Genomic DNA, 25,468 nt, shown 5'->3' on the forward strand with positions numbered 1-25,468 from the left:
TTCGTTGGCCGGGAAATCCGCTCGACGGGTCTCCTCAGGTTTCTTTTCTGCGGGCCGGACCCTTGACCAGGGCTATGGCCGCAAAGTGATCCAGGCGCTCGAGGCGAAAGGCCACGGTTCCGCCTGTCCTTTCGATGGGCAGCTCTTTGCCGTCCTGAAGCGAAAAGGCGATGTCCGCGTCCGTTTCCACGCAGACCTCGAAGCCGGCAAGCGGTGTCAGTTCCGTCAAACCCTTTGTCCGCACCGCCGCGCCGTTGATCAGGTGCAGAACCGTCCCGTCGCGATGAGCGTAGATGATGGCCTCGACGGCATTGGATGCCGTCGTCCGGACCGGCGCGGCACCGATCCGATCCTCGATCAATGCTCCGAGAAGCAGGCGGTATTCCGGCATGGAATAGCGATGATATAGCGCCCCGGCACGCCACGGCAGCCAGAGCGCCAGTCCTGTGCCGAACCGCCGTTCGATGAGGCCGGGGGCCTTGCCGTCGCCCTCGATCGTGGTGAATTCCGGCGCGTTGTTGACGAAGGGACCGATGATGCGCAGATCGTCGTGCGCGTCGCCGGCATCGAACGGCGCCCAGAATTCGCCGGCAGCGGGGATATGGGGGACGTCCTGAACGGCTTTCTGCAAAGCCGGCCGTTTCAGGGCGAAATAGGCGCCAACCGCCGTGCGTGCCGCGCCCGGCATTCCCGGCAGGCAGCGCAGGGGAGGGGTTTCTCGCCTTGCGCCGATGTCGTCCATTGCGGCGAGATCGGCGGTCGCGGCAATTGTGCCGCCGCGTTCGACATAGGCATCGAATGCGGCTGCGTCGGCATCCGAGAGGCAGCTCACTGCCGGCAGGATGACGAGGTCGTAGCGGGCGAGCTCCGCCGCGTTCACGCCCGGCGCGACGACGATGTCGTAGGGATAGCGGAGGTCGGACAGCATTTCGCACAAGCCGCGGAATTCCGCGACGTGGCCGTCGCCATTCGGCGCGCCCGCCATGCGGCCGCCGTCCTCGCCCCACATGCGGCTGTCCTCGGAGCGGACGATCGCGATGCGGGCAAGGCTCCTCAAGCCGTCGTACCAATGCGCATTCTTCCGGTAATACGCGCCGAGCGCCTGCAGGGCGGGCACGAAACGCGCGTCTTCCTGATCGAGCAGGCCGTTCACGGCCGGCGCCGTGCTCGCGCCGTGCGCGGCCGCCTGGATCAGGTTGTGGATCAGGCGTGCGTTCGGCATGGCGGATTGCCGGCTGGCAAAGACTTCCGACGTCGTCTGGATCAGCAGCGGCGGGTGAGCGGGCTTCAGGGCGCGCGCCATCAGCGCCTCTTCCGCAGCCCAGTGATTCCAGATCGGTTGCGGGTCGACCGGATTCGGCATGACCGGATTCGACACCTGCGAGCCGATGATGTCGGTGATCCCGGCCATGCGGCGGATGTCCCAGCCGTCGTGAACGTGGTGGTAGGGGACGATGGCAGCGGCGGGATTGCGCTCGTGAACGAACCGGCGGACGCGTCCCATGTAATCCGCGAGAAAGTTCTGCCGCCAGATTTCATAGTCCGGCTCGCGGCGATCGGGAGCCGGGATCGGCCTGCCGGTTGCCGCCTCGACGATCCCGCGGCAACGCTCGCAGTAGCAGCGCGGCACATGCAGGTAGTTGAAGAAGAACCCGTCAGCAGCGGGATAGCGTTCGAGGATCTCGTCAAGGATCTGATACACCTGCGTCTGCCAGAAAGGGCCGGTCGCGCAGATCTGCGGCATGTTCCAGACTTTGCTGATCGCGCCGTCGGACTTGCGCACGAACCAGTCCGGATGCGTCTTCTCCATGCCTTCGCGGCCTTTGGAAATATCCATCCGCACCAGAACGCGGATGTCTTCCGCCTTCGCGGCCTTCAGGAAATCGCCGAGAAAGTCGCCCTTCAGGTACGGGTTGACGGTCTGGGAGCCAAGACGGGTGGGATACCAGGCGGAAAAACCGCCGCCCATGACGATACAGGCGTTGGCGCCGACGCTTTTGATCTCGTTTATGAGATCGTCGATGCTCGTTTCACAGGCATCCGTTTCTCTCAGCAGATGCTGGAAGAAACGCAGAGGCTTCCGAGTCCAGGCTAGGGGCATTGTCCGCCTCCGCCCCAAACCGTATCGGCTGGGCTTGGAACGGCGGAAACGCCGCCAGCCTCAATGCGTTCGCCTTGCAGCAACGGGCAGAGACACATTGTCCTCCGGTGCGATAGCTTATCGTCGAGCCTGTATTCCAGCATGCAATGTCCAACCGACTGTGATGCCCGCGTCTCGTGGCGTTTCTGCCGGTTAGGTGACCCTCCCGCGATCGGAAGGTGAATAGAAACTTTGGGAAAAGACATTTTCCATTTGGCCGGCGGGAACGAAGGCAAGCGTGGTTCTCTCGCGACTGTCATCGCCCGTCGGCGGCCGGAATGAGAGCAAAATGCATTAAATCTGGATCGTTATTTTGCTCTATCCATTTGTTAACGCATCAAATTTCTCCAGAAAGTGCGCACACTTTTTGGTTTGATGCCGTAGCGGAGCGGCTTCAACAACTGGTAAGTTGCCGCAAGAACAGAGGATAGGGGACAGCCAGTGCTGTGGGAGTAGGCGGTGAGAGAGCTTAACGATATTCGCTTCTTCGTGAAAACGGCGGAGCTTGGCAGCTTTACGGCGGCGGCCTCAAGCCTGGGCGTTTCGGTTTCATTGGTCACCAAGCGTATCCAACGCCTCGAGCAGGAACTGGGCGTGGCGCTTCTGGCCCGCAGCACGCGCCAGCAAACCCTGACGGAGCTGGGCCAGAAGTATTACGAACGCATGCGGGGACTCCTCTTTGAAATGGACGAGGCGGCTCAGCAGCTCCGGGCCGACAACGCATCCCTGGAGGGCCGGGTGCGGATCAGCGTTACGCCCGCTTTCGGCCGCACGGTGCTCGTGCCGGCCCTCTCGGCCTTCATGGAAAGAAACAGGCATATCGAGATCGATTTATATCTGGGCAGGCAGACCGCGGATCTGATCAAGGCGGACTTCGACATCACGATGCGGGCCTACCAGCCGGGGGATTCACGGTTCAAGCGCAAGGTGATCGCCAGTGGGACGCGGCGAACCGTCGCCTCGCCGAGCCTGCTTGCCAAGTACGGTACTCCTGGGGATCCCGAGGCCCTGCAGTCATTTCCCTGTCTGGGAAATCCCCTCGCCCCGGACTGGGAGTTCAAGGACGGCTCGGGGAAACCGCAAAAGCACAGAATCGCCGGCCATCTCCGTTCGGACAGCGGCGATATCGTCCTGGCGGCCGCCCTTGAGGGGCTGGGTGTCGCTCAATCGGGGTGGTGGCTGTTCGAGAAGGAAATCGCCAGCGGCAGGTTGATACCCATCCTGGAGGACTACCAGACGGAAGCCGATCCGCTGTGTCTGCTCTATCCGGGGCGCGATCGTGTTCCGGCAAGAGTGCTCGCAGTGATCGACTTCATCGTCGAGATAGGACAAAAGGGATGGTCATCCCCCTACACGACGTAGGATGACGCCGGGACGTCAAAGCCTCCCGCTTGCGCGGCAAGATCGGGAGAGAGGTGCCGCGTTGGCGTGCGAGAGGGGCGGAGAGAACCGGGCTGGAGATCCCGAAACAGCTCATGCTTCAATGAAAGGACAGACCGGAAGATGGTGCAGCCTACAGATGCTTCCCCCATTCATCGCGCGCTCCATGACCGGCGAAGCGTCCGCGCCTATCTCGATCGGGACGTGCCGCGACCGGTGCTGGAGCGCATTCTCGCATCGGCCGCGCGGGCGCCCTCGGGCAACAATACCCAGCCGTGGCAGGTGGAGGTTCTGACCGGGGCGGCGCGGAAAAGGCTCTCGGCCGCGATCCTGGCGGAACGGGCGGCGGGCATCGAACTGCCGCCGCCGGAATACGACTATTATCCTGCCGCCTGGCCCGAGCCCTTCCTCTCCCGCCGCCGGGAGAACGGCTGGGCGCTCTACAACCTGATCGGGGTGAAGCGCGGCGATCGGGAGGGGGCGCGGGCGCACCACGACCGGAACTTCGATTTCTTCGGCGCGCCCGTGGGGCTGATCGTTTCGATCGACCGGCGACTGGGCGAGGGGGCGTATATCGACGTCGGCCTGTTCCTGCAATCACTGGCCGTCGCGGCGGTGGCCGAGGGGCTTGCCACCTGCCTGCAGGCGGCTTTCATGGCCCATCACGCGACCATTCGCGCCGTCCTCGGCCTCGATGCCGGACAGAAGATCATCTGCGGCGTCGCCGTGGGTTACGAGGACCCCACCCACCCCGCCAACGCCTTGCGCACGCCCCGCGAGCCGGTCAGCGGCTTCGCGCGTTTTCACGAGGACTGAACCGGTGCGGGGCGTGCCTGATCCGGGCGCGGCGTTCGCCGCGGCCCGACTTGCCCGGACAGGCGTTACACGCCGATCGGCATATGCTCGGGCGACCGGCTGATGGCGCGCGGCGCGGTCAGTTCCTTCCACCTCGACAGCGCCCTGGTGACAGCGGGAAAAGCCGGCCGCTTCACGTGTTTGCCGCGGCCCGGGCGCGGCTCGTTGGCGCCTTCGCCCCACACCACATCGCCGCGCGAGATCGTGTAGCGCGGCAGGCCCGATACCTTGAGGCCCTCGAAGACGTTGTAGTCGATGACCGATTTTTGCGTCGCTGCCTGGATCGTCTTCGAAGCCTTGGGATCCCACACCACGATATCGGCGTCCGAACCCGGCAGGATGGCACCTTTGCGCGGATAGATGTTGAGGATCTGGGCGATGTTGGTCGATGTCACGGCCACGAATTCGTTCGGCGTCAGCCGGCCGGTCTCCACCCCTTGCGACCACAGCACCGACAGCCGGTCCTCCACGCCGCCGGTCCCGTTCGGGATCTTGGTGAAGTCGCTCAGCCCGAAACGCTTCTGCTCGGTCGTGAACGCGCAATGGTCGGTTGCAACCACCTGCAGGGAACCCGACTGGAGCCCGGCCCACAGCGAGGCCTGATGAGCGGCGGCACGGAACGGCGGCGACATGACCCGCCGGGCGGCGTGATCCCATTGCCGGTTGAAGTATTCGCTCTCATCGAGGGTCAGATGCTGGATCAGCGGTTCGCCGAAGACGCGCATGCCCTTCTGCCGCGCGCGCCGGATGGCCTCATGCGCCTGCTCGCAGGACACATGCACGATATAGACGGGCACGCCTGCCGCATCCGCAATGGTGATGGCGCGGTTGACGGCCTCGCCCTCGACTTCGGGAGGGCGCGAATAGGCATGCGCCTCGGGGCCGGAAACGCCGGAGGACATGAATTTCTGCTGCAGCGCCGCAACGAGGTCGCCGTTCTCGGCATGGACCAGGGGCAGCGCGCCGAGCGCGGCGCAACGCTGGAACGAGGCGAACATCTCGTCGTCGTTGACCATGAGCGCGCCTTTGTACGCCATGAAGTGCTTGAAGGTGTTGATGCCGCGGGCGACGACTTTCTCCATGTCGTCGAATATCTGCTCCGACCAGCCTGTGATGGCGACATGGAACGAATAGTCGCTGCAAGCCTGCCGCGCCGCCCGCTCTTCCCAGACGTCGAGCGCTTTCAGCAGGCCATCCTGACCGGGAATGACGAAATCGACCACGAGCGTCGTGCCGCCCGAGAGCGCGGCATAGGTGCCGCTTTCCCAGGTCTCGGCCGTGGTCGTGCCCATGAAGGGCATTTCGAGGTGGGTGTGAGGATCGATCCCGCCCGGGATGATCAACGCTCCTTCGGCGTCGATCACCGTGTCACCCGACAAATTCTCTCCGATCGCGACGATCTTCTCACCCTCGATCAGTACATCCGCTTCATAGCTACGATCCGCTGCAACGATCGTGCCGCCTTTGATGACCTTCGACATTTTTCAATTCCCTTCTGTTATTACACGTGAGAAAAACCGCAATACTGACCGACCGTCGGCCTTGTCGCGGCAACGGCCTGTTTTAGTGGTCGCGGAAAGTGAAACGAGGCGGCCGACCGAGGCTTTCACCGCCCCGGAAACATCCGGCAGCGTTCGCCTTCAGCACCGCCCTTCGCGATGTCATGCTGTATTCCCCTGTTTTTTATCGTTGAGCGCTTATCGATCCGGCATCTTCCGTCCGGTTGCCCCGGGGGGAGCCTGCTGTGCGGCTATAGGCGCAAGCGGTGCAAGGCGTGGACATGCGGATGTTATGACCGATAAAACAATGACTTGCATGTCGTCTTGCGCAAGATGACCTTTTCAGCATGCTTTCTCTTGACATTTTTTTATCAATTGGTCAATAATTGACTATACGATAAAAACAAAGGGGATCCAATGATGCATGCATCGGTTGGCTGTCGAGATGGCAGCAAGGTGGGACGGGAGACGAAGGATGTCTCTGCTCTCGATCGGCATATGAGTCATCGCGCCGTCGCTGCTGCGGCAGTTCAGTGATCACTTGTCGTGTCTGGATTTCGAGACGACGCCTGCGCGGCCGGCCGCGCGAGCGAGGCAGAGATTGCGTCGCTCCGCCAGGACGCTTGCGCAATTCGTGACCGCCACTGGGGCCGGGAGATCACCTTCTCCCGAAAGGTCTTCATTCCGCTGACGAACATGTGCCGCAATACTTGCGGATATTGTGTCTTCGTCAAACATCCGGGTGATCCCAAGGCTGGCTACCTGACGCCCGAGGAGGTGCTCGACATAGCCCGCCGCGGTGAGCGTCTGGGTTGCAAGGAGGCGCTTTTTTCATTGGGCGAGCGTCCGGAGCGGCGTTACGACGAAGCTGCCGGGATATTGGCCGGTCTCGGATACGAGACGACCATCGACTACCTGGTCGATGCGTGCCGGCTCGTTCTCGAGAACACGTCTCTCATTCCGCATGTCAATGCCGGCACCTTGACCGGAAGCGAGGTCGCCCGGCTGCGGGATGTCTCGGGTTCGATGGGAATGATGCTCGAAAACGTCAGCAAGCGCTTGATGAAGCCGGGCCTGCCCCATCATGCCTGTCCCGATAAATCGCCTCTGCTCCGCCTGCGAACCATCGAGGCGGCCGGCCGGCTGAACGTGCCTTTCACCACCGGCATCCTCATCGGCATCGGCGAGACCTGGGAGGAGCGTGTCGACAGCCTGATCGCCATCAACGACGTGCATCGTCGTCATGGCAATGTCCAGGAGGTCATCGTCCAGAACTTCCGGGCCAAGCCGGGGACCGCGATGGCGGAATGGATCGAGCCGTCGCGCGAGGACATGCTGCGGACTCTCGCCGTTGCCAGACTTCTGCTTGATCCGGCCATCAGTCTCCAGGCGCCTCCCAATCTGGACGAGGCCTTCGAGGAGTATATCGACTCGGGCATCAACGACTGGGGCGGCATTTCACCGCTCACCGTCGATCACATCAATCCGGAGCGCGCCTGGCCGACGCTGGCCGAACTCTCCAGGAGAACGGCGGCAAAGGGATATCGGCTCGCCGAAAGGCTCACCGTCTACCCGAAGTATTTGACCGGCTGCCGGCCGACACTCGCAGCGCCCCTGTCGCGTCTGGCCGGGGCCGGCGGCCTGGCCCGCGACCAGTTTACGAGCTGAAACCATGAGCATCGACCTACAAGGCTTGCGGCAGATCGAAGGCCGCGCCGCGCCGGCACTGGCAGAGACATCGAGACCGGTGCGGGCCATTCTGGAACGCGCGCTGTCGGGCCTCGAAATTTCGCGGGAACAGGGCGAGACGTTGTTCCGTGCCGAGGGGCCGGATCTGGCGGCGCTGATCGGCACGGCGGACGCGGTGCGGCGCGAGCGTGTCGGTGACCGGGTCACGTTCGTGACCGTGCGCAACATCAACTTCACCAATGTCTGCTACATGGCGTGCCAGTTCTGCAATTTCGGCGTGCGGAAGGACGCGGCCGGCGCCGAGCTTCTGACGCCGGAACAGGTGGCGGACCGCGCCGAGGAGGCGTGGAAACGCGGCGGCACCGAGGTTTGCATTCAGGGCGGCCTGCATCCCGACATTCCCGGTGACTATCACGTCGCGCTGCTGCGCGCGGTGAAGGCCCGCGTTCCGAAGATGCATGTCCATGCCTTCTCGCCGTTCGAGATCTGGTACGGCGTGCGGAAGACGAAAATGGCGTTGCCCGACTATCTGGCGATGCTGAGGGAGGAGGGGCTCGGGTCCATTCCCGGCACCGCCGCCGAAATCCTCGATACCGAGATTCGATTGCAGCTGACACGCAACAAGCTCTCCGCGGATGAATGGGAAAAGATCATTCGAGCCGCGCATGCGCAGGGCATCCGCACGACGGCGACGATCATGTACGGGCATATCGACGGCCCCGGGCACTGGGCGGCCCATATCGATCGCCTGCGCGCGATCCAGAAGGATACCGGCGGGTTCACGGAGTTCGTGCCGCTCGGGTTCATTCACGAGAACACCAGGCTTTACCGCAACACGCCGGGAGTGCGCCCTGGGCCCACAAACCCCGAGAACCTGCGCATGCATGCCGTGGCGCGGCTCATGCTGCAGGGGCACATCGACAACATCCAGGCCTCGTGGGTCAAGCTGGGGCCGGAGATGGCGCAGACCATGCTCAGATGCGGCGTGAACGACCTCGGCGGTACGCTCATGAACGAGAGCATTTCGCGCGCCGCCGGCGCGAAACACGGTCAGGAGATCACGCCGCGCGAGATGGTGCGCATCATTCGCGCCGCCGGGCGTGTGCCGGTGCAGCGCACGACGCTTTACGCCACCGTGGAGGACTTTTCGGACCACGATCCGCCCGAAATCGCGCCGCTCGTCGCGCGTGCGCAGGGCGTTAGTCCCGTCGCCTTCCTCAATCGGGCACAGCCCCGGCACGCGTCGGGAGGCTAGAGATGAACGGTGCCCGCAGAAAGGTCGTTCTGCTCGCCGGTGGCGTCGGCGGTGCGCGCATGGCCGAGGGTCTGAGCCGCGCCCTGCCGGAGGAGGCGCTGACCGTGATCGCCAATGTCGGCGATGACGACACGTTCTACGGGCTGCTCGTCTGTCCCGACATCGACACCATCCTCTACACGCTTTCCGACCGCATCGATCGACGCCAGGGATGGGGCGTGGCCGACGATACGGTGAACGCGCTCAACATGCTGCGCGACCTCGGCGCGCCGGTATGGATGAAGCTCGGCGACGCCGATTTCGGCCTGCACATCTGGCGAAGCTGGCGCCTGGGGCAGGGGGCGTCGCTGCAGGATGTCATCGCGGAATGCGCGGTGCGCCTCAAGGTGCCCGCGCGGATCCTGCCGGCCACGGACGATCTTCTGAGGACGAAGCTCCTGACCGACGAAGGGCTGTTCGATTTCCAGGCTTGGTTCGTCGGACATCGCTGCAAGCCCCGGGTGCGTGAGGTGCGGTATGTCGGCGCTGACATCGCCGTCGCCGGCAGCGCTGCCCTGGAATCCATTCGAAGCGCCGACCTCATCGTCTTCGCGCCGAGCAACCCGCTGCTGTCGATTGAGCCGATCCTGGCGGTCAAGGCTATCCGGGACGCAGTAAGGCAAAGCCGGGTGCCGCGCATCGGGATCTCGCCCCTGATCAACGGCAAGGCCGTCAAGGGGCCTCTCGCGCAACTTCTCGCCGACCTCGGGCAGCCGGGGGGAGCATCAGGTGTTGCGGCTCGCTATGGCGGGCTCCTCGATGGCTTTGTCGTCGACCGGGGCGACACGGCCGACATCGACGCCATTCGGAGCGACGGGCTGTCGGTGCTTGGCACCGACATCATGATGCGCGATCCGGCTGACGCGGAACGGCTGGCCCGGGAGGTTCTCGATTTCGCTGCCGGGCTGCGCCCCATTTCCGATGGAGGACCGCTGTGAGGCTTGCAATCGCGATCCTGATGAAAGATCCGGCGGATGCGAAGACCCGCCTGAAGCCCGCGTTGGGCAACGATGCGCGGGAAGACCTCGCCCTGCTGCTGTTCGAAAACACGCTCGGCTTCTTTCGGCGTTTTCATGCGCAGGAGCCCCTGGCGGTGGTCACACCATCGCGCCGCATTGCCGAAATCGGCCGCGCGCACGGTGCCATCGCCCTTGAGGAACAGGCGCAGGGAGGCATCAACGGCGCGGCCGCACGTGCCGCCGAGTGGGCGCGCAGCATCGACGCGCGGTCGCTGCTCGTCATCCATGCCGACGTTCCGACACTGGTCGCGGCCGAGATTTCCCGTCTGATCGAGGCATGCAGCCGGCACGCGGTCGTGATCGGCGAATCCCATGACGGCGGCACCAATGCGCTGCTGCTGTCGCCGCCGGACGCCATCCCGTTCCAGTTCGGACCCGGCTCCGCTGCGGCGCATGAGGCGGCGGCCGGAGCCGGGGGGCGCGCCAGTATCCGCCTGCGTCTCTCTCATCTGAGCCGTGACATCGACACGCCCGCGGATCTGTTTTCGGCGTCCGTCCGCGCCGGCGCCGGCAGGGACGGCCTGAAGGCGTTCGCGATCGACGGCATTCCGGAGGTGGCGGCGGGGGACAACCTCGCTGTGCTGATGGCAGATGCGCTGTCGCGCAACGGCGGCGTATTGCGGCCGTACGACATTGTGGTGGTGGCGCAGAAGGTGGTTTCGAAGAGCGAGGGACGACTGGTTCCGCTTGCCGCCTACAGCCCGTCGGCGCGAGCGATGCAGATCGCCGCGGAGATCGGCAAGGATGCGCGCAAGGTGGAGGCCATCCTTGCGGAATCGAGCGAGATCATTCGATCGCGGCGGCAGGAACCGGACGGACTGCTGATCACGCGCCACAGGCACGGCTGGATCTGCGCCAATGCCGGGATTGACGAGTCGAATCTCGGCGACGGCAGGGAAGGCATGCTGCTGCTGCTTCCTGAAGATCCCGATGCAAGCGCCGCGAGGATCAGAGCGGGTCTCGAGGAACGCTACGGCGGGCCGATCGGCGTCGTCGTGACCGACACGTTCGGCCGGCCGTGGCGGCAGGGGTTGGTGAACGTCGCCATCGGCGTTGCCGGTGTGCCCGCGGTCGTTGACTGGACCACGCGCGCCGATGCCTACGGCCGGGGGCTCAAGGCGACCCTGCCGGCCTTCGCCGACGAGCTCGCGGCGGCCGCGGGACTGCATATGCAAAAGGATGCCGGATTGCCGGTCGTCGTCCTGCGGGGACTGGCCTGGAGCGACGACCGGAACGCCACGGCGCGGGACGTGTTGAGACCGATTTCGCAGGAGCTGTTTCTATGACAATCGCAATACTCGGAGGGACGGGCCCACAGGGCCAGGGGCTGGCGCTCAGGTTCGCCCGCAGCGGCATCACCGTAGTGCTGGGCTCGCGCGACGAAGCCCGGGGCGCCGACGTCGCCGGAGAACTGAACGCAAGGCTTGCCGCGACGGGACAGCCGTTCGTGCCGATCACCGGGAGCGACAACCTCGCCGCCGCCCGGGCTGCCGAGAGGATCGTCATTCTGGCCGTTCCGTTCGCCGCGCACGAGGCGACGCTGGAGACCATCCGCCCGGCGCTCTCCGGAAAGATCCTCGTCGATGTCGTCGTGCCGCTGGCGGCAGGCAATCCCCGCCTCTACGGCCCGCCGCCCGAGGGCTCGGCAACGGAGGCCGCCCAGAAGCTTCTCGGGGAGGGCGTGGCTGTCGTTGGGGCGCTCCACAACGTTTCCGCCCATTCGCTGAACGATCTCGACAGCGCGATCAACTGCGACGTCCTCGTGTGCGGCGACGATGCCGGAGCCAAGGAAGAGGTCTCGGCCCTCGTTGCGCGGCTCGGCGTGCAAACCTATGACGCCGGTCCTGCCACGAGCGCGCGCTGCGTGGAGGCGATCACGCCGCTTCTGATCCGGTTGAATATCTCGAAGAAGGTTCCCTTCACCCATGCGGGCGTCCGCATCTGGGCGCCGGAACACCGACCGTCATGACGGCGCCGCGGCACGCTGCCCGGATCCCGATCCATAAAGATACGAATGGAGGAGAGAATGGATTTTGGTATTACGTTCAAGGGCTTTGTCGAAGCCGATAGAGCCCGTTATCTGGTGAGGGCCGCCGAATATGCCGGCTTCAGCCATTGCTGGTTCTACGATTCACATATCCTTTGGCGCGAAAGCTACCCGGCCATGGCCATGGGCATCGAGCACACCCGCCACATGCATTTTGGACCGCTGGTCACCAATCCGGATGTGCGCGACTGGTCGCTGGCCGCTTCGCTGTTCGGCTCGCTTGCCAAGCAGAGCGGAGGGCGGTTCGAAATCGCGGTCGGGCGTGGCGACTCCTCGCGCCGGGTCATGGGCAAGAAGCCGGCGTCGCTCGCACGCGTGGCGGAATTCGTGCACAAGGTCAAGGCCATGGTGAGGGGCGAGGAGGTCACCTATCCGGAATGCCCGGAGCCGGTGAAGTTTCCCTGGGCCGTCGGCTACGAGCTGCCCGTATGGATCGGCGCCTATGGGCCCATGGCGCTCAGGACGGCGGGCGAGAACGCCGATGGCGTCGTGCTGCAGATTGCCGAGCCGGGCCTTTGCAAATGGTTCACCGATCAATGCATCGAGGCGGGTAAGGCGGCCGGCCGTGACATGTCCGGCTTCAAGTCGATGGCGGCCGCGCCTGCCTATTTCGGCGACAAGGCACGCGCGATCGAGGCGACGAAATGGTTCCCCGCCATGGTCGGCAATCATGTTGCGGACATCGTCGAGAAGTACGGCAGCGATTCCGGCCTCGTCCCCGAGAGCCTGACCAAATACATCGAAAATCGCCGCGGCTACGACTATTCGAAGCACGGACAAAGCGACAACCCCTATCTCGACTTCATCACGCCTGATATTGTCGAGAGCTTCTGTGTGCTCGGCGAGCCGGACGATCACATCGCCAAGATCAGGAAACTGCAGGAGGGAGGCGTGACGCAGTTCAACATTTATCTCGACAGCGGCGACGAGGAGGAGATCATTGCTCGCTATGGCCGGGAAGTTATCCCTGCCTTCAAACAGGGTTGACCACGGCAGCATCGATGCCGGGCGTCCTGGGAGAGCCTCCGGCTCTCCCGACCGGATAAACTGAGAGGAACGTGCAAATGACCGCACCCGGCGAAAACCTTCGTATCAATCCGGACCGTCTGTGGGGTTCGCTCATGGAGATGGCGAAGATCGGCCCCGGTATCGCAGGCGGCAATAATCGTCAGACGTTGACCGATGAAGACAACGAGGGACGCCACCTCTTCAAGCGCTGGTGCGAGCAGGCCGGGCTTCGCATGGGCGTTGACAGGATGGGAACGATGTTCATGACCCGCCCCGGAGAGGACCCGGAGGCCCTGCCGGTCTATATCGGAAGCCACCTCGACACCCAGCCCACGGGCGGGAAGTTCGACGGCGTGCTCGGCGTCCTCGCCGGGCTGGAGGTGGTGCGTTCGCTCAACGATCTGGGGATCAGGACGAAGCGCCCCATCGTCGTCGTGAACTGGACCAACGAGGAGGGCGCGCGTTTCCCACCCGCCATGGTCGCCTCGGGGGTATTCGCGGGCGCGCATACCCTCGAATATGCCTACGACCGTACCGATCTCGACGGAAAACGCTTCGGCGACGAGTTGAAGCGCATCGGCTGGGTGGGAGACGAAGAAGTGGGTGCGCGCAAGATGCACGCCTATTTCGAGTATCACATCGAGCAGGGGCCGATCCTCGAGGCCGAAAACAAGCAGATCGGGGTCGTCACGCATTGTCAGGGGCTGTGGTGGCTGGAGTTCACGCTTACCGGCAAGGAGGCGCATACGGGATCGACGCCGATGGCCATGCGCGTGAATGCCGGGCTCGCCATGGCGCGCATCTTCGAACTGGTGCAGACCGTCGCGATGGAAAGCCAGCCGGGAGCCGTTGGGGGCGTCGGGCAAGTGAAGTTCTCCCCCAATTCGCGCAACGTGCTGCCGGGCACGGTGGTTTTCACAGTCGACATTCGCTCGCCTGACAAGGCCAAGCTCGACGGCATGCGCGCGCGCATCGAGCAGGAGGCGGCGACGATCTGCGAGGCCCTGCAGGTTGGGTGCGCGGTCGAGGTGGCCGGCCACTTCGATCCCGTGACCTTCGATCCGACGCTGGTCGGACGGGTGCGCGCGGCGGCGGAGAAGCTCGGCTACACGCATATGGACATCATCTCTGGTGCCGGGCACGATGCATGCTGGGCGGCGAGGGTCGCCCCCACGACGATGATCATGTGCCCCTGCGTAGACGGGCTGTCGCACAACGAGGCCGAGGACATCTCCAGGGAATGGGCGGCGGCGGGCGCGGACGTGCTCTTCCACGCGGTGGTGGAGACGGCGGAAGGTGTCGAATGATCCGGGGGGATGACCCGGTATCGGATCGTGCTGCGCAGGCTGCCTGTTTCGAGTTCTGGGTGAATTGGCGCAGCGTGCAGAAAAGCAGGAACCACTTTTCGTCGACAAAGCTGCGCAAATGCAAGAACGCCTGGCGCTCTAGCAAAGGCTTTCATTCTGATCAGTCAAGGATGGTTGAGATGAACAATCTGCATGAGGTCGACTGGTCGCGCATTCCACCGCCGAAGGACGACGGCGGCGCTGCGCATTTGCGCGGTGCGGCCGTGCCGGGCGTGCCGCTCATCGCGACGGACGGGACCACGATCAATCTTGCCGAGCTGGAAGGATTGGCCGTCGTCTACGCCTATCCCCGGACCGGACAGCCTGGTGTACCATTGCCCGAGGAATGGGACATGATTCCGGGCGCCCGCGGCTGCACTCCGCAATCGTGCGCGTTTCGTGATCATTTTGACGAACTGCGGGATTTGGGCGTCGAACACCTGTTCGGACTGTCGACGCAGGAGACGGCCTATCAGCAGGAGGCGGCGGAGAGGTTGCATCTGCCGTTTCCGCTGCTATCGGACGAGACGTTGTCCTTTGCCCGCGCGCTCGGTCTGCCGACTTTCGAAGTTGAGGGCATGACATTGCTCAAGCGCCTCACGCTCGTCATCGATCGTGGGCGCGTCGAAAAGGTCTTCTATCCGATATTTCCGCCCGACAGAAATGCAGGCGATGTCATCGCCTGGCTTGGCGCGCGGAAACTGTGAGCCTGAAAAACCAGTCGAAAACGGGTTTTGAACCCCTGACAAAACCTCGCGGGGTCGGCTGGCCGGTGATTTTGGCTCCCTCCGGTATTGCCGATCCTCGCCGATGCAACCGGCATCGACTGCGGTCGGCGCCAAAGGAAGCCAGATTGGCAGGATGGCCAGCATCCCCCGGCCATCCTCAACCCTGAGATTCTGTGAGGGGTTCTTCATGTCGCCGCGCCAGAAACACACGGCGGAACCCCGGCGCGGCGGCAGATTGCCCGCCGGAGTAGATGCGTTTCATCTTGGATGGCTGATCCGGTCGACCTCGACCGTGGCGCCTCCGTAATGCTTCGATCTGTAGGCAGGAGAGTCAAGCTGTTTGGTCGCAGCGACCGATATCTAGTACGCAGTTGCTCGCTATCCGGAACGCATATCGACTATGCGTCGATCCTTCGTGCTGTGCAATCTTGTTCGCTGCTTAAATAAACGACAATTGCATCCAGAAATTTCGGCGAATTAATGTTGACATATTTTGACCATCTGATAAAAATGTATAAGGGAAAATTTCAAACTAAAATATAAACAGAGGGAAATCAAAATGATGCACGTTAATAGAAGGTCGATTCTGTACGGAATGGCCGGTTTGCTTGGCTATGGTGCGGCAATCACAAAATCTCACTCGCGTGATACATTAGTTATACCGACATATGGCGGGCGATGGGAGAAGTTCTGGCGGGATGTACTTGTTCCGGGCTTGCGAGAGAAGGCGGATATCGAGCCCACGATTATGACGGGGCTAAGCAAGACATTTGCCACAACGGTGCGCGCGGCAGGCGGCAATTCGCCCCTGACCGTTTTCATGGCCAATGAGAATTATGCGCATCTGTTGAGGTCTGAAGGTATATTCGAGCCGATTCCAGTGGAAAAGGTTCCGAATTTGGAGCGTGTGTATCCTTTCGTCAAGAACAAGGATAACAACGGTGTCCGAGCTATCATTTCGCCTATCGGGCTCGCCTATCGAACGGATCTGGTAAAAACGCCCCCCACTGCGTGGGCTGACTTGTGGGACAATCCGGAGTTCAAGGGAAAGATCGGATTGTATCAGATCGGCGCCACGGCGGGCATGCTTTTCCTGGCTCTTACCGCCAAAATCTTTGGCAGCTCCGAGACCGATATGGATGTAGCATTCGCGCAAGTGCGTAAGTTGCTACCATTCCAGCAGGCTGACTTCAGCGGCACGAACTCCACGTTGTTGGCTCGGGGTGATGTCAACGTGGCGATGCTCGACTTCCCGGAGGTTGTTGCTCTCAAGCAGAGAGGGGTGCCGGTTGAACTGGTCGTTCCCACGGAGGGCGTCGTGGCGTTCGACCAGTCGTTCAACATCGTAAAAGGCGGGGCCGAAAAGGAAGCGGCTTATAGATACATAAACTACATTCTCGATCCCGAGGTGCAGACGCAAATGGCGCGCGAATTCTATACGGCGCCAACCAATATGGACAGCGTTGTTCCTGCAGACCTGTCTGCTGAAATACCGATCAGCGGAGAGAGAATGTCCGAGATAAACTGGTTCAATTGGGATGTTATCAACCCCATGATGCCGGAAATACTTGACCGTTGGAATCGAGAAGTCAGGTAGGCGTTCGGATTGCCCTTCGCCACGGAGGGCAGTTCCTCGGAATTCCAGGATCATTCCCTCGCCGGGCCAGCGCAGCGTGCGGAAAAGTGGATACTACTTTTCGTCGACAAGGCTGTGCAAAATCAAAAGTCTAGAGCAAAATGCATTAAATCTGAACCGCTATTTTGCTCTATCTCTTTGTTTGTGCATCAAATTTATCCAAAAAACGGGGTTCATTTTTGGTTTGATGCAATAGAGAGCGCGTTCCGATACTGTCGAAGCGTCTGGCGCTTCAGAAACAGCTGGCCAGAGGGATGGCATTGGCGGCTCAAAAGGCTGCCGAGCAGCAATTCAGAGAGGAAACGGATGGCAAGTCAGCCACATTTGGCGCTTCGCGCGTTATCGAAAAGCTTTGCCGGGCGTCCCGTGCTAAAGGGTATTGATCTGGAAATTCAACAAGGCGGTTTCGTCTCACTGCTGGGACCGAGCGGCTGCGGGAAGACGACGACGCTCAGATGCGTCGCGGGGTTTGAATTTCCCGATTCCGGGGAAATCCTTTTCAAAAATGAAAACATCGCGCTGCGAGATCCGGCGAAGAGAAACTTCGGAATGGTGTTTCAATCCTATGCGCTGTTCCCCCACCTCACCGTACATGAGAACATATCGTTCGGCTTGGAAATGCGGCGCGTCAACAAAGTCGAGCGTGATCAGCGGATTGCGAGAATGCTTGAGCTCGTTCAGTTGAGGGGCAAGGAAGACAGCTATCCCCGTCAACTGTCCGGCGGCCAACAGCAGAGAGTGGCGCTCGCGAGAGCAATTGCTTTTGAGCCCGATGTTCTGCTTCTGGACGAACCGCTTGCAAACCTCGATGCGGTACTGCGAGACGAAATGCGGTACTTCATCAGAGAAATTCAGAAACGGCTGAATCTGACGGCGGTTTACGTCACTCACGATCAAGCCGAGGCCATGGCGATGTCGGACCAGATCGTGGTGATGTTCGACGGCGAGATCGCACAGAAGGGCTCGCCCACGGCCGTGTATGGCGCGCCCGCTTCCCGGCGCGTGGCATCATTTATCGGCCGCGCCAATTTCCTCGAAGGAACTGTCGAGAGAAGGGGGCAGGGGGGGCAGCACCTGATTGCAACGAAAGCAGGCCCTGTTCTTGCGTCGGCGCCTGGTCCGGTCGCAGAAGGGGCGACGGTAACGGTGCTGATACGTCCCGAGGACATCGCCGTGTCCCGGGACGCAAGTGCCAGTCGGGAAGAAGGCCCCGACCCTGGCAATGTATTTCAGACGAAGATCGTCAAGACTGTCTATCACGGTTCGCAATGGGAGATCACCTGCGAAACGGCTGACGGGACACAGCTGTCAACATTCGTTTCCAATCAAGTCGGCGAGTGCACCAACGCGACCGTATTTCTCTCCATCAATGCTTCCCGTTGTCAGGTGCTCGCGCGATGAACACGATCAGCATGAAAGAGAGAAAGTTCGTATTCGGCCTCGATCTGGTACTTGTTGCACCTGCGCTTCTTCTGGTTATCGCGTTCATTGTGGTGCCCTATATCAACGTCGTAGGCATCAGTTTCAGCACACACAGCCGGGGCGAAACCGAGTTCACTCTCAACAGCTACACACGAATTCTCACGGATGGCTTCTATCTCGAGGCACTCGGCAGGACCTTGCTCATAGGCCTGATTGTCTCGACACTTTGCCTGATCATCGGTTATCCGCTTGCCTATCATCTGGCGCGGACGCGGACGAAGTGGAGCGGCCTTCTCTATGCCGCAGTCCTCTCGCCTTTGCTGATCGGCGTCGTCGTCCGCACCTTCGCCTGGGTCATTGTGCTCTCCAGCAATGGCGTTGCCAACCAGGCGCTGAACATATTCGGGATTCCAATGGGTTCAGTGCAGCTTATGAACAATGAATTCGGTGTTATTCTGGCAATGACGCATGTTCTGCTGCCGATCATGATACTGTCGCTTGTCGGAATACTGCAGACAGTCGACCCGTCGGTCGAAGCAGCCGCGCGCTCTCTTGGCGCTTCTCGCCTGCAGATGTTTCGCCGAGTCACCTTTCCGTTGAGCCTTCCGGGCGTGATTTCCGGCACGATACTCGTGTTTATCCTTGCTGTGAGTGCTTACGTTACGCCCCTGGTGGTCGGGGGGTCGCGAGTCAAAACGTTTCCTATCCTGATCGTGCAGACATTGCTCGATACTTTCCAGTGGGAATTGGGCTCGGCGCTCGCTCTCGTTCTCGCCATGTCGGGGTTGATCATCGTCATCATATTCTCGCGCCTCACCTCGGCTGCTGTCGCGAGGCTGCCATGAAGAAGAGAATTTCACCTCCCCGTGCGGCATTCTATGCTGCAGTTATCCTGACCTATCTGTTCCTTCTCAGCCCCATCGTGCTGGTATTCATCCTTTCCTTCAATGCGGGTGAGCTCCTTGCGTTTCCACCTACAGGCCTTTCGTTGCGATGGTATATCGCTGCGTTCTCGAGCGAACAGTTTCGCAATGCTTTTATTACGTCGGTCAAGCTTGCGGGCGTTTCCGTGCTTGTATCCGGCCTGCTGGGAACGATGGCGGCTATATATTATGTTCGCTATGCAAAATATGCGCGCGGCACCACGAAGTTCTTGTTGCTGAGCCCGCTCATTTTGCCTGAGGTTCTGACCGCTATAGCATTGCTGATATTCCTATACAGCACGGGCTTTCGCCCGGGGTATGTATCCCTGCAGATCGGACATATTCTGATTACGCTGCCGTATGTCTTCATCAACGTTGTCGCGGCACTGAGCAATTTCGATGTCAGCACTGAGCAGGCAGCTCGTGGACTTGGTGCGTCACCCCTGGTCACATTCTATAGGGTCACACTCCCGCTGATCAAGCCGGGTATCATTTCAGGATGCCTGTTCACCTTCGTCATATCGTTCGATCTCTTTAATACCTCCCTGCTCCTGAAAGGAGCCGGCCTCAATACTCTCCCGCTGCAGCTCTACGATTACCTGACCTGGGATCTCGATCCGACGGCGGCTGCGGTGTCCGGGGTGAGTATTGCCGTGACGACCGTCTGCCTGATCGCCCTCGAGCGGACCGTCGGTCTTCGATCCCTGCGCTTCTAGAGGAAGGTGACGATGCCTCACCAGAGACATAAGGGACACGAATTCGATGTCACGGATCCGCAGGCTGGTGCCGGCGGGACCGCGCCGACGGCGCAACGCCAAGTCGGCCCGCCGCGGGGGCCTTTGCATGGACTGCGTGTGCTGGAGATTGCCAACGCAAATGCTTTGGCAATGTGCGGCATGGTCCTGGCCGATCTGGGGGCCGAGGTCGTGAAGCTCCAGCGGCCGGCGGGCGAGAGCCGGGAAGAATACCAGATACCCCACACGGCCGATCTTCTTTCGCGCAACAAGAAGTCTGTCGAGCTCGACCTGAAGGCTGAGGGAACAGTCGAGGCGGTACTGGAACTCCTATCGCGCTCGGATGTATTGATCGAGGGGTTCCGTCCGGGCGTGATGGAAAGGCTTGGCCTGGGGCCGGATACCAGCCTTGCGAGAAATCCTCGCCTGATTTATGGCCGGCTGACGGGCTGGGGACAGATCGGGCCGTTGTCCCGGCAAGCCGGCCACGATTTGAATTTTATCGCACTGACAGGCGCTTTGCACGCTCTAGGCAGGAGGGGAGCGCTTCCGACGCCACCTCTCAACCTGATCGGAAACTTTGCGGGCGGCGGATATTACCTGACGATTGGCGTATTGGCTGGTCTGCTTGAGGCGCGGCTCTCGGGCAAGGGGCAAGTTGTCGACGCATCGATGCTGGATGGATCGGCGTATCTGATGACGCATTATTTCGGCCTTCTGGCTGCCGGGTGCGTCACGCTGACACGCGGAGCGAATCTGCTCGATTCAGGTGCCCCGATCTACGACATCTACGAATGCAAGGATGGACAATACGTCTGCATCGCTCCCATGGAGCAAAAGCACAGGGATGCGCTTGCGTCGGCGCTGGGCATCGAACTGAGAACGAAATCGACTTTCCACGATCCCGATGCGTGGGAGCACGATCGAGCAGTGCTGGCGGAAGCTTTCCTTCGCAAGGCACGCGATGAATGGTGCACGTTCCTGAGGGAAGTGGACGTCTGCCTGACGCCCGTTCTGGACGCGAGGGAAGCGCTTCAACACCAGCACAACGTGCAGCATCAGACCTTCATGACTGTGGGAGACATCGCGCAGCCGGCACCGGGGCCGCGTTTTAGCCGGTCGCGGCTTGCCGTCCCGCAACCTCCACCAAAGCCCGGCTCCACTTCCATTACGGATCTCATCGAAGCATGGGATGCGGCTGCCGAGGTGTGACACATGTGAATACTCAAGCAGAGGAACGATGATGACGATCTTCCAGTTGGATGAATTACGGCCACAGTTCGCGGAGGACGCCAGTTGCTGGATAGCTCCCACTGCTGTTCTCATTGGTCGTGTGGTGTTGCGCAAACAATCCAGTATCTGGTTCGGAAGCATCCTGCGTGCCGATGACGATACGATCGAGATCGGCGAACGCAGTAACGTCCAGGATGGTTGCGTCCTGCATGTCGATCCCGGCTTGCCGATTGTCGTGGGCGCGGACGTCACGATCGGGCATAGCGCGATCATTCATGGCTGCACTATCGGCTCAAACACGCTGATCGGCATGGGCGCCACGATCCTGAACGGCGCCAGGATCGGCGCCAATTGTCTGATAGGCGCCAACTCGCTGATAACAGAGGGAAAAGAGATCCCCGACAACAGTGTCGTGATGGGTTCTCCCGGACGCGTTGTCAGGGAAGTCGATGACGCAACGATCGAGAGCTTGCGTCGATCGGCCGATGTCTACGTCCGCAGAGCCGTCCAGTACAGGCGGGGCCTTGCAGCCATCGCGGAGCCATCAAACGGGTAACAACGATGCCAACTCAATTTGATACTCAGAGGTTTGCACCGGCCGCTGTGCAGGTCTCGGCCATGCCGGGTGGCGGGTGGACGTTGCAATCACCGCTTGCGTTACCGGATGAGCTCGATTTCATCACGGATCGTCTTCGCCAGTGGGCGTCCAGGGCGCCGGAACGGCCCCTGATCTCGGAACGCCGGGGGGACCAGTGGCAAACGCTGACATATGAAGACGTTTACAGAAGATCGGGACGCATCGCACACGAGTTGCTCCGCCGGGGATTGAGCGTCACGCGCCCGCTGATGCTGATTGGAGAGGCGTCGATCGAGCAGTTCTTGCTTCGCACGGCGGCGCTTCTATCCGGCATTCCCTTCGTGCCGGTCTCTCCGGCACTCATTCGGCATCGATCCGACGAACGTTTTCGGGCTGTCATCGAGACGTTCAACCCAGGCATGGTGGTGATGTCCGCCGCCATAGCCGACGAATGTCCCGGGGCGCTATTCGACATTCATCCGCAGACATGCCGCCTCGGCGACTACTCTACCGATCCCTTGCTGAACCCTGGGCAGATGAGTATCGAGGGTCCTCGTGATCTGAACATGGATAGCGTGGCGGCCTATTTCCTCACGTCCGGCTCCACAGGTGCTCCCAAGGCGGTGCCGATCACCCATCGCATGATTTCGGTTACCCAGGCGTCATACGAACTTGTCTGGCCCTTCCTGCATCTGCAGCCTCCGGTGCTGCTGGATTGGCTGCCATGGCACCATACGTTCGGCGGCAATGACAACATTCACAAGATCATATGGACGGGAGGGAGCTATTATATCGATGACGGACGGCCCACGCCCGAGCTGATCGACCGGACGATCGACAACATTCGCCAGGTTCGCCCTACGATCCATATCAACGTGCCGAAGGGAATCAAGGAGCTGTTGGGCCGGCTCGAAGCAGACGAGGCGCTGTTCCATATGTTTTACGAGCGCCTTGACATCATCTTTTTCGCTGCCGCTGGCCTCGATAACGAGACATGGCGCCGGCTCAACGCGCTCAACGAGCGGGCGAGATCGTTGCTGAAGGTGAATACGGCCCTCGTCACGGGCTGCGGGACAACCGAAACGGGATCGATCATCTGCCTCGTCCATTTTCCGATCGATCGGCCAAGCATCATCGGCTTGCCGGTTCCGGGGATGGAGGTACGGCTCGTGCCCGATGCGGAGAAATTCGAGGTTCGGGTCAAGAGTCCGGCGGTCATGCCGGCCTACTTCAAGAACCCCCAAGCAACAGTGAATGCCTTCGATGAGGAAGGCTACTATCGCACAGGGGACGCGGCGCTCTTTTTTGATCCCGATCATCCTGAGCGTGGCCTGCTTTTCGATGGGAGATTGTCCGAAGACTTCAAGCTTGCAACCGGCACCTGGGTATCCGTAGGACCACTGCGAACCACGCTCCTCGCCCTGCTGTCGCCTCTCGTTCGAGATGTTCTGCTCGCCGGTCGGGACCGGGAGGCGATCGCCATCATCGTGTTTCTGGACGAGGATGCTTGCAGGAAGGAGTTGTCAATTGACGTCGGTGCCTCGCCGCTGAGCCTGAATCCCATTGTCCAGCAGGCCATACGTTCGCGGCTTCAAGCTTACAATCGCAATAACGGCTCATCGAGCAAGGCGGTCGCCGCGGCAATCATAGACGACGTGCAGCCCGACAGGGCGGCTGGCGAGATAACCGATAAAGGCAGCGTGAATCAGCGGTTGGCGCTTTCCAATCGCGCAGCACTCGTTGACCTTCTCTATGCAGCAGAATCCGACGGCCGGATCATCCGTCCCTAGAGAGGAGCAGGAAATGACATATGAAACAATAATATTGGAGCATCATGCAGCAGAGAAGGTGACCGCTATCACCTTGAACCGGCCGGAAAAGTTGAATTCCATCAATGGGAAAATGGTTGAGGAGCTTGGCCGGGCCATTGATGAAATCGTGGCAGCGAAAGATGCGAACGCAATCGTTCTCCGTGGTGCCGGATCGGCCTTCACGGCCGGCTATGACTTGAAGGCGGACGATTTCGATCGCGATATCGAGACCTGGCGTGATGATCTGGATTCGGTCTCTGCTCTGTTCAAGAAGGTGTACTCCGTTCCCCTTCCGATCGTGGCGGCGGTACAGGGCTATGCGATTGGCGGCGGTCTGGAGCTGATGATGTGCTGTGATTTCGCAATCGCGGCAAAGAATGCAAAATTCGGGGAGTCGGAAGTTCGCCACGCGTCGGGCGCCCCGTCCGTGCTGCTGCCATGGCACGTTCCGATGCGTCATGCGCGATATCTGCTCTACACCGGAGACCTGATCAACGGTGACGAGGCCCAGAACATTCACCTTGTCAATCGTGCGGTACCGGCTGAAGAAGTGGACACGGAAGCGTTCGCTCTGGCCCGCAAGCTTGCCAGCGTTCCGCTGCCTGCAATCAAATTCATCAAGCAGTCCCTGAACCATGTGCAGGCAGCTGCCGGTTTCTTCGAGTCGTGGGCTCATAACCAGGAGCTCATCTGCGCGCTCCACACGACGAATGAAGGCAGACGGTGGTTGAGAATGCTCAATGAAATGCCCCTGAAGGAGTTTCTCGAAATTCGCAACCGGCCGTTCAAATAGGCGTCGCGGACTTTTCAGGCGGGTCCTGTGGCGCATGTCCCGGTCGCTTGACACCGTTTCTGAACCATTATTCAATCGTCTGCGTCTTTCGGGCGCCGGATTTGTCTGTATGCGTCCTGGACTGTGCAGCCGTTGACGTGAGTATTGATTGCTGGAGGGTGATCGTATGGTCTCGCAAGTGTTGAAGATTGTATTCCTGGACCGTGACACTCTTCCACCTTCCGTCGTGCTGCGGAGTCCGGCTTTCCCTCATGAGCTTGTCTCCTACGGAAGTACGGCTGCCGATCAGATACAGGCCCGCATTTCCGATGCCGATATCCTCATCACCAACAAGGTGCCTATCCGCGATAGACACCTTCGAGCTGCCCCGCGGCTCCGATTGATCGCCGTGGCGGCGACGGGAACCGACATCATCGATATCGACGAATGCCGACGCAGAGGTGTTTCGGTAACCAACATCCGCGGGTATGCGATAGATACCGTTCCGGAGCATACATTTGCTTTAATCCTTGGGCTGAGGCGAAGCATAATTGCGTATCATAAGTCGATAGCTCGTGGTGACTGGGCACGAAGCGGGCAGTTTTGCTATTTCGACTACCCGATCGGCGACTTGTCCGGTGCGACGATCGGCATCGTGGGAGACGGGGTTCTCGGCCAGGCCGTCGGCGCTATCGCAAGAGCCTTCAAGATGAACGTGCTCTTTGCTTCGTACAAGGGGGTCGAGGGAATGGGCCCGCTATATACGCCGTTCGATCGTGTTATGGCCGAGAGCGACATCATTACATTGCACGCACCCCTGACGGAAACGACACGCAATCTCATCTCGGACCGGGAGTTCGACCTGATGGCGCGCAAGCCCATCATCATCAATACGGCGAGGGGTGGCCTTGTAGACGAAGAGGCGCTGTGCCGCGCTCTCGATGCGGGCAAAATTGCGGGAGCGGGTTTCGACGTATTGACGGAAGAGCCGCCGAGTGATGATCATCCAATGCTTAGACTGGTAGACAGGCCCGACGTCATTCTCACCCCGCATGTCGCCTGGGCAAGCCGGGCCGCAACACAGGCGCTCGCCGATCAGTTGATCGAGAATATCGAGGCATTTGTCAGGGGTGAGCCCACCCGTATCGTTTCGTAACGCAAGGTTCGCTTGCTGATTGCTGCTTCGTGCTTCTCAATGCCACGTATTCAGAGGGGCCATCTTGAAAAGAAACGGGCAAAATAGCACTTCAGATTGAATGCATTTTGCTCTAGTGCCCCGCCTGCGCCAATCGGCGCAAACAGCCGGCCGGTTCCGGACGCTGCTCGACGAAACATCGGTGGCGGGCCGAACGGCC

General features: G+C 61.0%; 21 protein-coding genes. 19 read left to right on the plus strand and 2 right to left on the minus strand.

From position 1 onward, the window contains the following. Window positions 1-34: 34 nt before the first annotated feature. Complete coding sequence (locus ACUSIJ_RS12925; protein WP_449308815.1) at window positions 35-2,101, minus strand: hypothetical protein; 2,067 nt, start codon at window positions 2,099-2,101, stop codon at window positions 35-37. Window positions 2,102-2,599: 498 nt separating this feature from the next. On the opposite strand from ACUSIJ_RS12925, the gene ACUSIJ_RS12930 reads away from it, so the two are divergent. After that, on the plus strand, window positions 2,600-3,502 hold the full coding sequence (locus ACUSIJ_RS12930) for a LysR substrate-binding domain-containing protein (RefSeq protein WP_449308816.1): 903 nt from the start codon (window positions 2,600-2,602) through the stop codon (window positions 3,500-3,502). Window positions 3,503-3,643: 141 nt separating this feature from the next. Beyond that, entirely contained in the window at window positions 3,644-4,336 is a 693-nt protein-coding gene (locus tag ACUSIJ_RS12935; protein WP_449308817.1) for a nitroreductase, read from the plus strand. Between the two features lie 65 nt (window positions 4,337-4,401). On the opposite strand, the gene hydA is transcribed toward ACUSIJ_RS12935, so the two are convergent. Next, window positions 4,402-5,856, minus strand: coding sequence for a dihydropyrimidinase (hydA, locus tag ACUSIJ_RS12940; protein ID WP_449308818.1), 1,455 nt, complete (start codon window positions 5,854-5,856; stop codon window positions 4,402-4,404). Between the two features lie 564 nt (window positions 5,857-6,420). Here hydA and cofG point away from each other — a divergent pair. The 17 genes from cofG (at window position 6,421) to ACUSIJ_RS13025 (ending at window position 25,269) form a co-directional block, all read left to right on the plus strand. Then, window positions 6,421-7,542, plus strand: coding sequence for a 7,8-didemethyl-8-hydroxy-5-deazariboflavin synthase CofG (gene cofG / locus ACUSIJ_RS12945; RefSeq protein WP_449308819.1), 1,122 nt, complete (start codon window positions 6,421-6,423; stop codon window positions 7,540-7,542). 4 nt (window positions 7,543-7,546) lie between these two features. Further along, entirely contained in the window at window positions 7,547-8,818 is a 1,272-nt protein-coding gene (gene cofH, locus ACUSIJ_RS12950; protein WP_449308820.1) for a 5-amino-6-(D-ribitylamino)uracil--L-tyrosine 4-hydroxyphenyl transferase CofH, read from the plus strand. A 2-nt stretch (window positions 8,819-8,820) separates the two neighbouring features. Further along, window positions 8,821-9,795 carry a 2-phospho-L-lactate transferase gene (gene cofD, locus ACUSIJ_RS12955; RefSeq protein WP_449308821.1) on the plus strand — a complete coding sequence of 325 codons (975 nt, stop codon included), beginning with the start codon at window positions 8,821-8,823 and terminating at the stop codon, window positions 9,793-9,795. After that, entirely contained in the window at window positions 9,792-11,162 is a 1,371-nt protein-coding gene (gene cofE, locus ACUSIJ_RS12960; protein WP_449308822.1) for a coenzyme F420-0:L-glutamate ligase, read from the plus strand. The genes cofD and cofE overlap by 4 nt, the downstream gene beginning before the upstream one ends. Continuing rightward, the gene (gene npdG, locus ACUSIJ_RS12965; protein WP_449308823.1) at window positions 11,159-11,845 is read left to right on the plus strand and encodes an NADPH-dependent F420 reductase; all 687 of its coding nucleotides are present in this window, start codon (window positions 11,159-11,161) and stop codon (window positions 11,843-11,845) included. The genes cofE and npdG overlap by 4 nt, the downstream gene beginning before the upstream one ends. 57 nt (window positions 11,846-11,902) lie before the next feature. After that, entirely contained in the window at window positions 11,903-12,910 is a 1,008-nt protein-coding gene (locus ACUSIJ_RS12970) for a TIGR03842 family LLM class F420-dependent oxidoreductase (protein WP_449308824.1), read from the plus strand. A 77-nt stretch (window positions 12,911-12,987) separates the two neighbouring features. After that, window positions 12,988-14,238 carry a Zn-dependent hydrolase gene (locus tag ACUSIJ_RS12975; protein ID WP_449308825.1) on the plus strand — a complete coding sequence of 417 codons (1,251 nt, stop codon included), beginning with the start codon at window positions 12,988-12,990 and terminating at the stop codon, window positions 14,236-14,238. Then, the gene (locus ACUSIJ_RS12980) at window positions 14,235-14,984 is read left to right on the plus strand and encodes a peroxiredoxin (protein WP_449308826.1); all 750 of its coding nucleotides are present in this window, start codon (window positions 14,235-14,237) and stop codon (window positions 14,982-14,984) included. Before ACUSIJ_RS12975 ends, ACUSIJ_RS12980 begins: the two co-directional genes overlap by 4 nt. 580 nt (window positions 14,985-15,564) lie before the next feature. Continuing rightward, entirely contained in the window at window positions 15,565-16,602 is a 1,038-nt protein-coding gene (locus ACUSIJ_RS12985) for an extracellular solute-binding protein (RefSeq protein ID WP_449308827.1), read from the plus strand. Between the two features lie 345 nt (window positions 16,603-16,947). Next, the gene (locus ACUSIJ_RS12990) at window positions 16,948-18,042 is read left to right on the plus strand and encodes an ABC transporter ATP-binding protein (RefSeq protein WP_449308828.1); all 1,095 of its coding nucleotides are present in this window, start codon (window positions 16,948-16,950) and stop codon (window positions 18,040-18,042) included. Further along, entirely contained in the window at window positions 18,039-18,908 is an 870-nt protein-coding gene (locus tag ACUSIJ_RS12995) for an ABC transporter permease (protein ID WP_449308829.1), read from the plus strand. Before ACUSIJ_RS12990 ends, ACUSIJ_RS12995 begins: the two co-directional genes overlap by 4 nt. After that, window positions 18,905-19,702 (plus strand): ABC transporter permease, encoded by a 798-nt coding sequence (locus ACUSIJ_RS13000; protein ID WP_449308830.1) that lies wholly within the window; start codon window positions 18,905-18,907, stop codon window positions 19,700-19,702. Before ACUSIJ_RS12995 ends, ACUSIJ_RS13000 begins: the two co-directional genes overlap by 4 nt. A 12-nt stretch (window positions 19,703-19,714) precedes the next feature. Beyond that, window positions 19,715-20,932 (plus strand): CaiB/BaiF CoA transferase family protein, encoded by a 1,218-nt coding sequence (locus tag ACUSIJ_RS13005; protein WP_449308831.1) that lies wholly within the window; start codon window positions 19,715-19,717, stop codon window positions 20,930-20,932. 31 nt (window positions 20,933-20,963) lie between these two features. Then, a complete protein-coding gene (locus tag ACUSIJ_RS13010; RefSeq protein ID WP_449308892.1) occupies window positions 20,964-21,509 on the plus strand; it encodes a gamma carbonic anhydrase family protein in 546 nt (181 codons plus the stop codon). A 5-nt stretch (window positions 21,510-21,514) separates the two neighbouring features. Further along, the gene (locus ACUSIJ_RS13015) at window positions 21,515-23,320 is read left to right on the plus strand and encodes an AMP-binding protein (RefSeq protein ID WP_449308832.1); all 1,806 of its coding nucleotides are present in this window, start codon (window positions 21,515-21,517) and stop codon (window positions 23,318-23,320) included. Between the two features lie 13 nt (window positions 23,321-23,333). Beyond that, window positions 23,334-24,134, plus strand: a complete 801-nt coding sequence (locus tag ACUSIJ_RS13020) for an enoyl-CoA hydratase/isomerase family protein (RefSeq protein ID WP_449308833.1) — start codon at window positions 23,334-23,336, stop codon at window positions 24,132-24,134. Between the two features lie 166 nt (window positions 24,135-24,300). Continuing rightward, complete coding sequence (locus tag ACUSIJ_RS13025) at window positions 24,301-25,269, plus strand: D-2-hydroxyacid dehydrogenase (protein WP_449308834.1); 969 nt, start codon at window positions 24,301-24,303, stop codon at window positions 25,267-25,269. The last annotated feature ends 199 nt before the right edge of the window (window positions 25,270-25,468 follow it).

This window comes from Pseudochelatococcus sp. B33 (assembly GCF_053570585.1).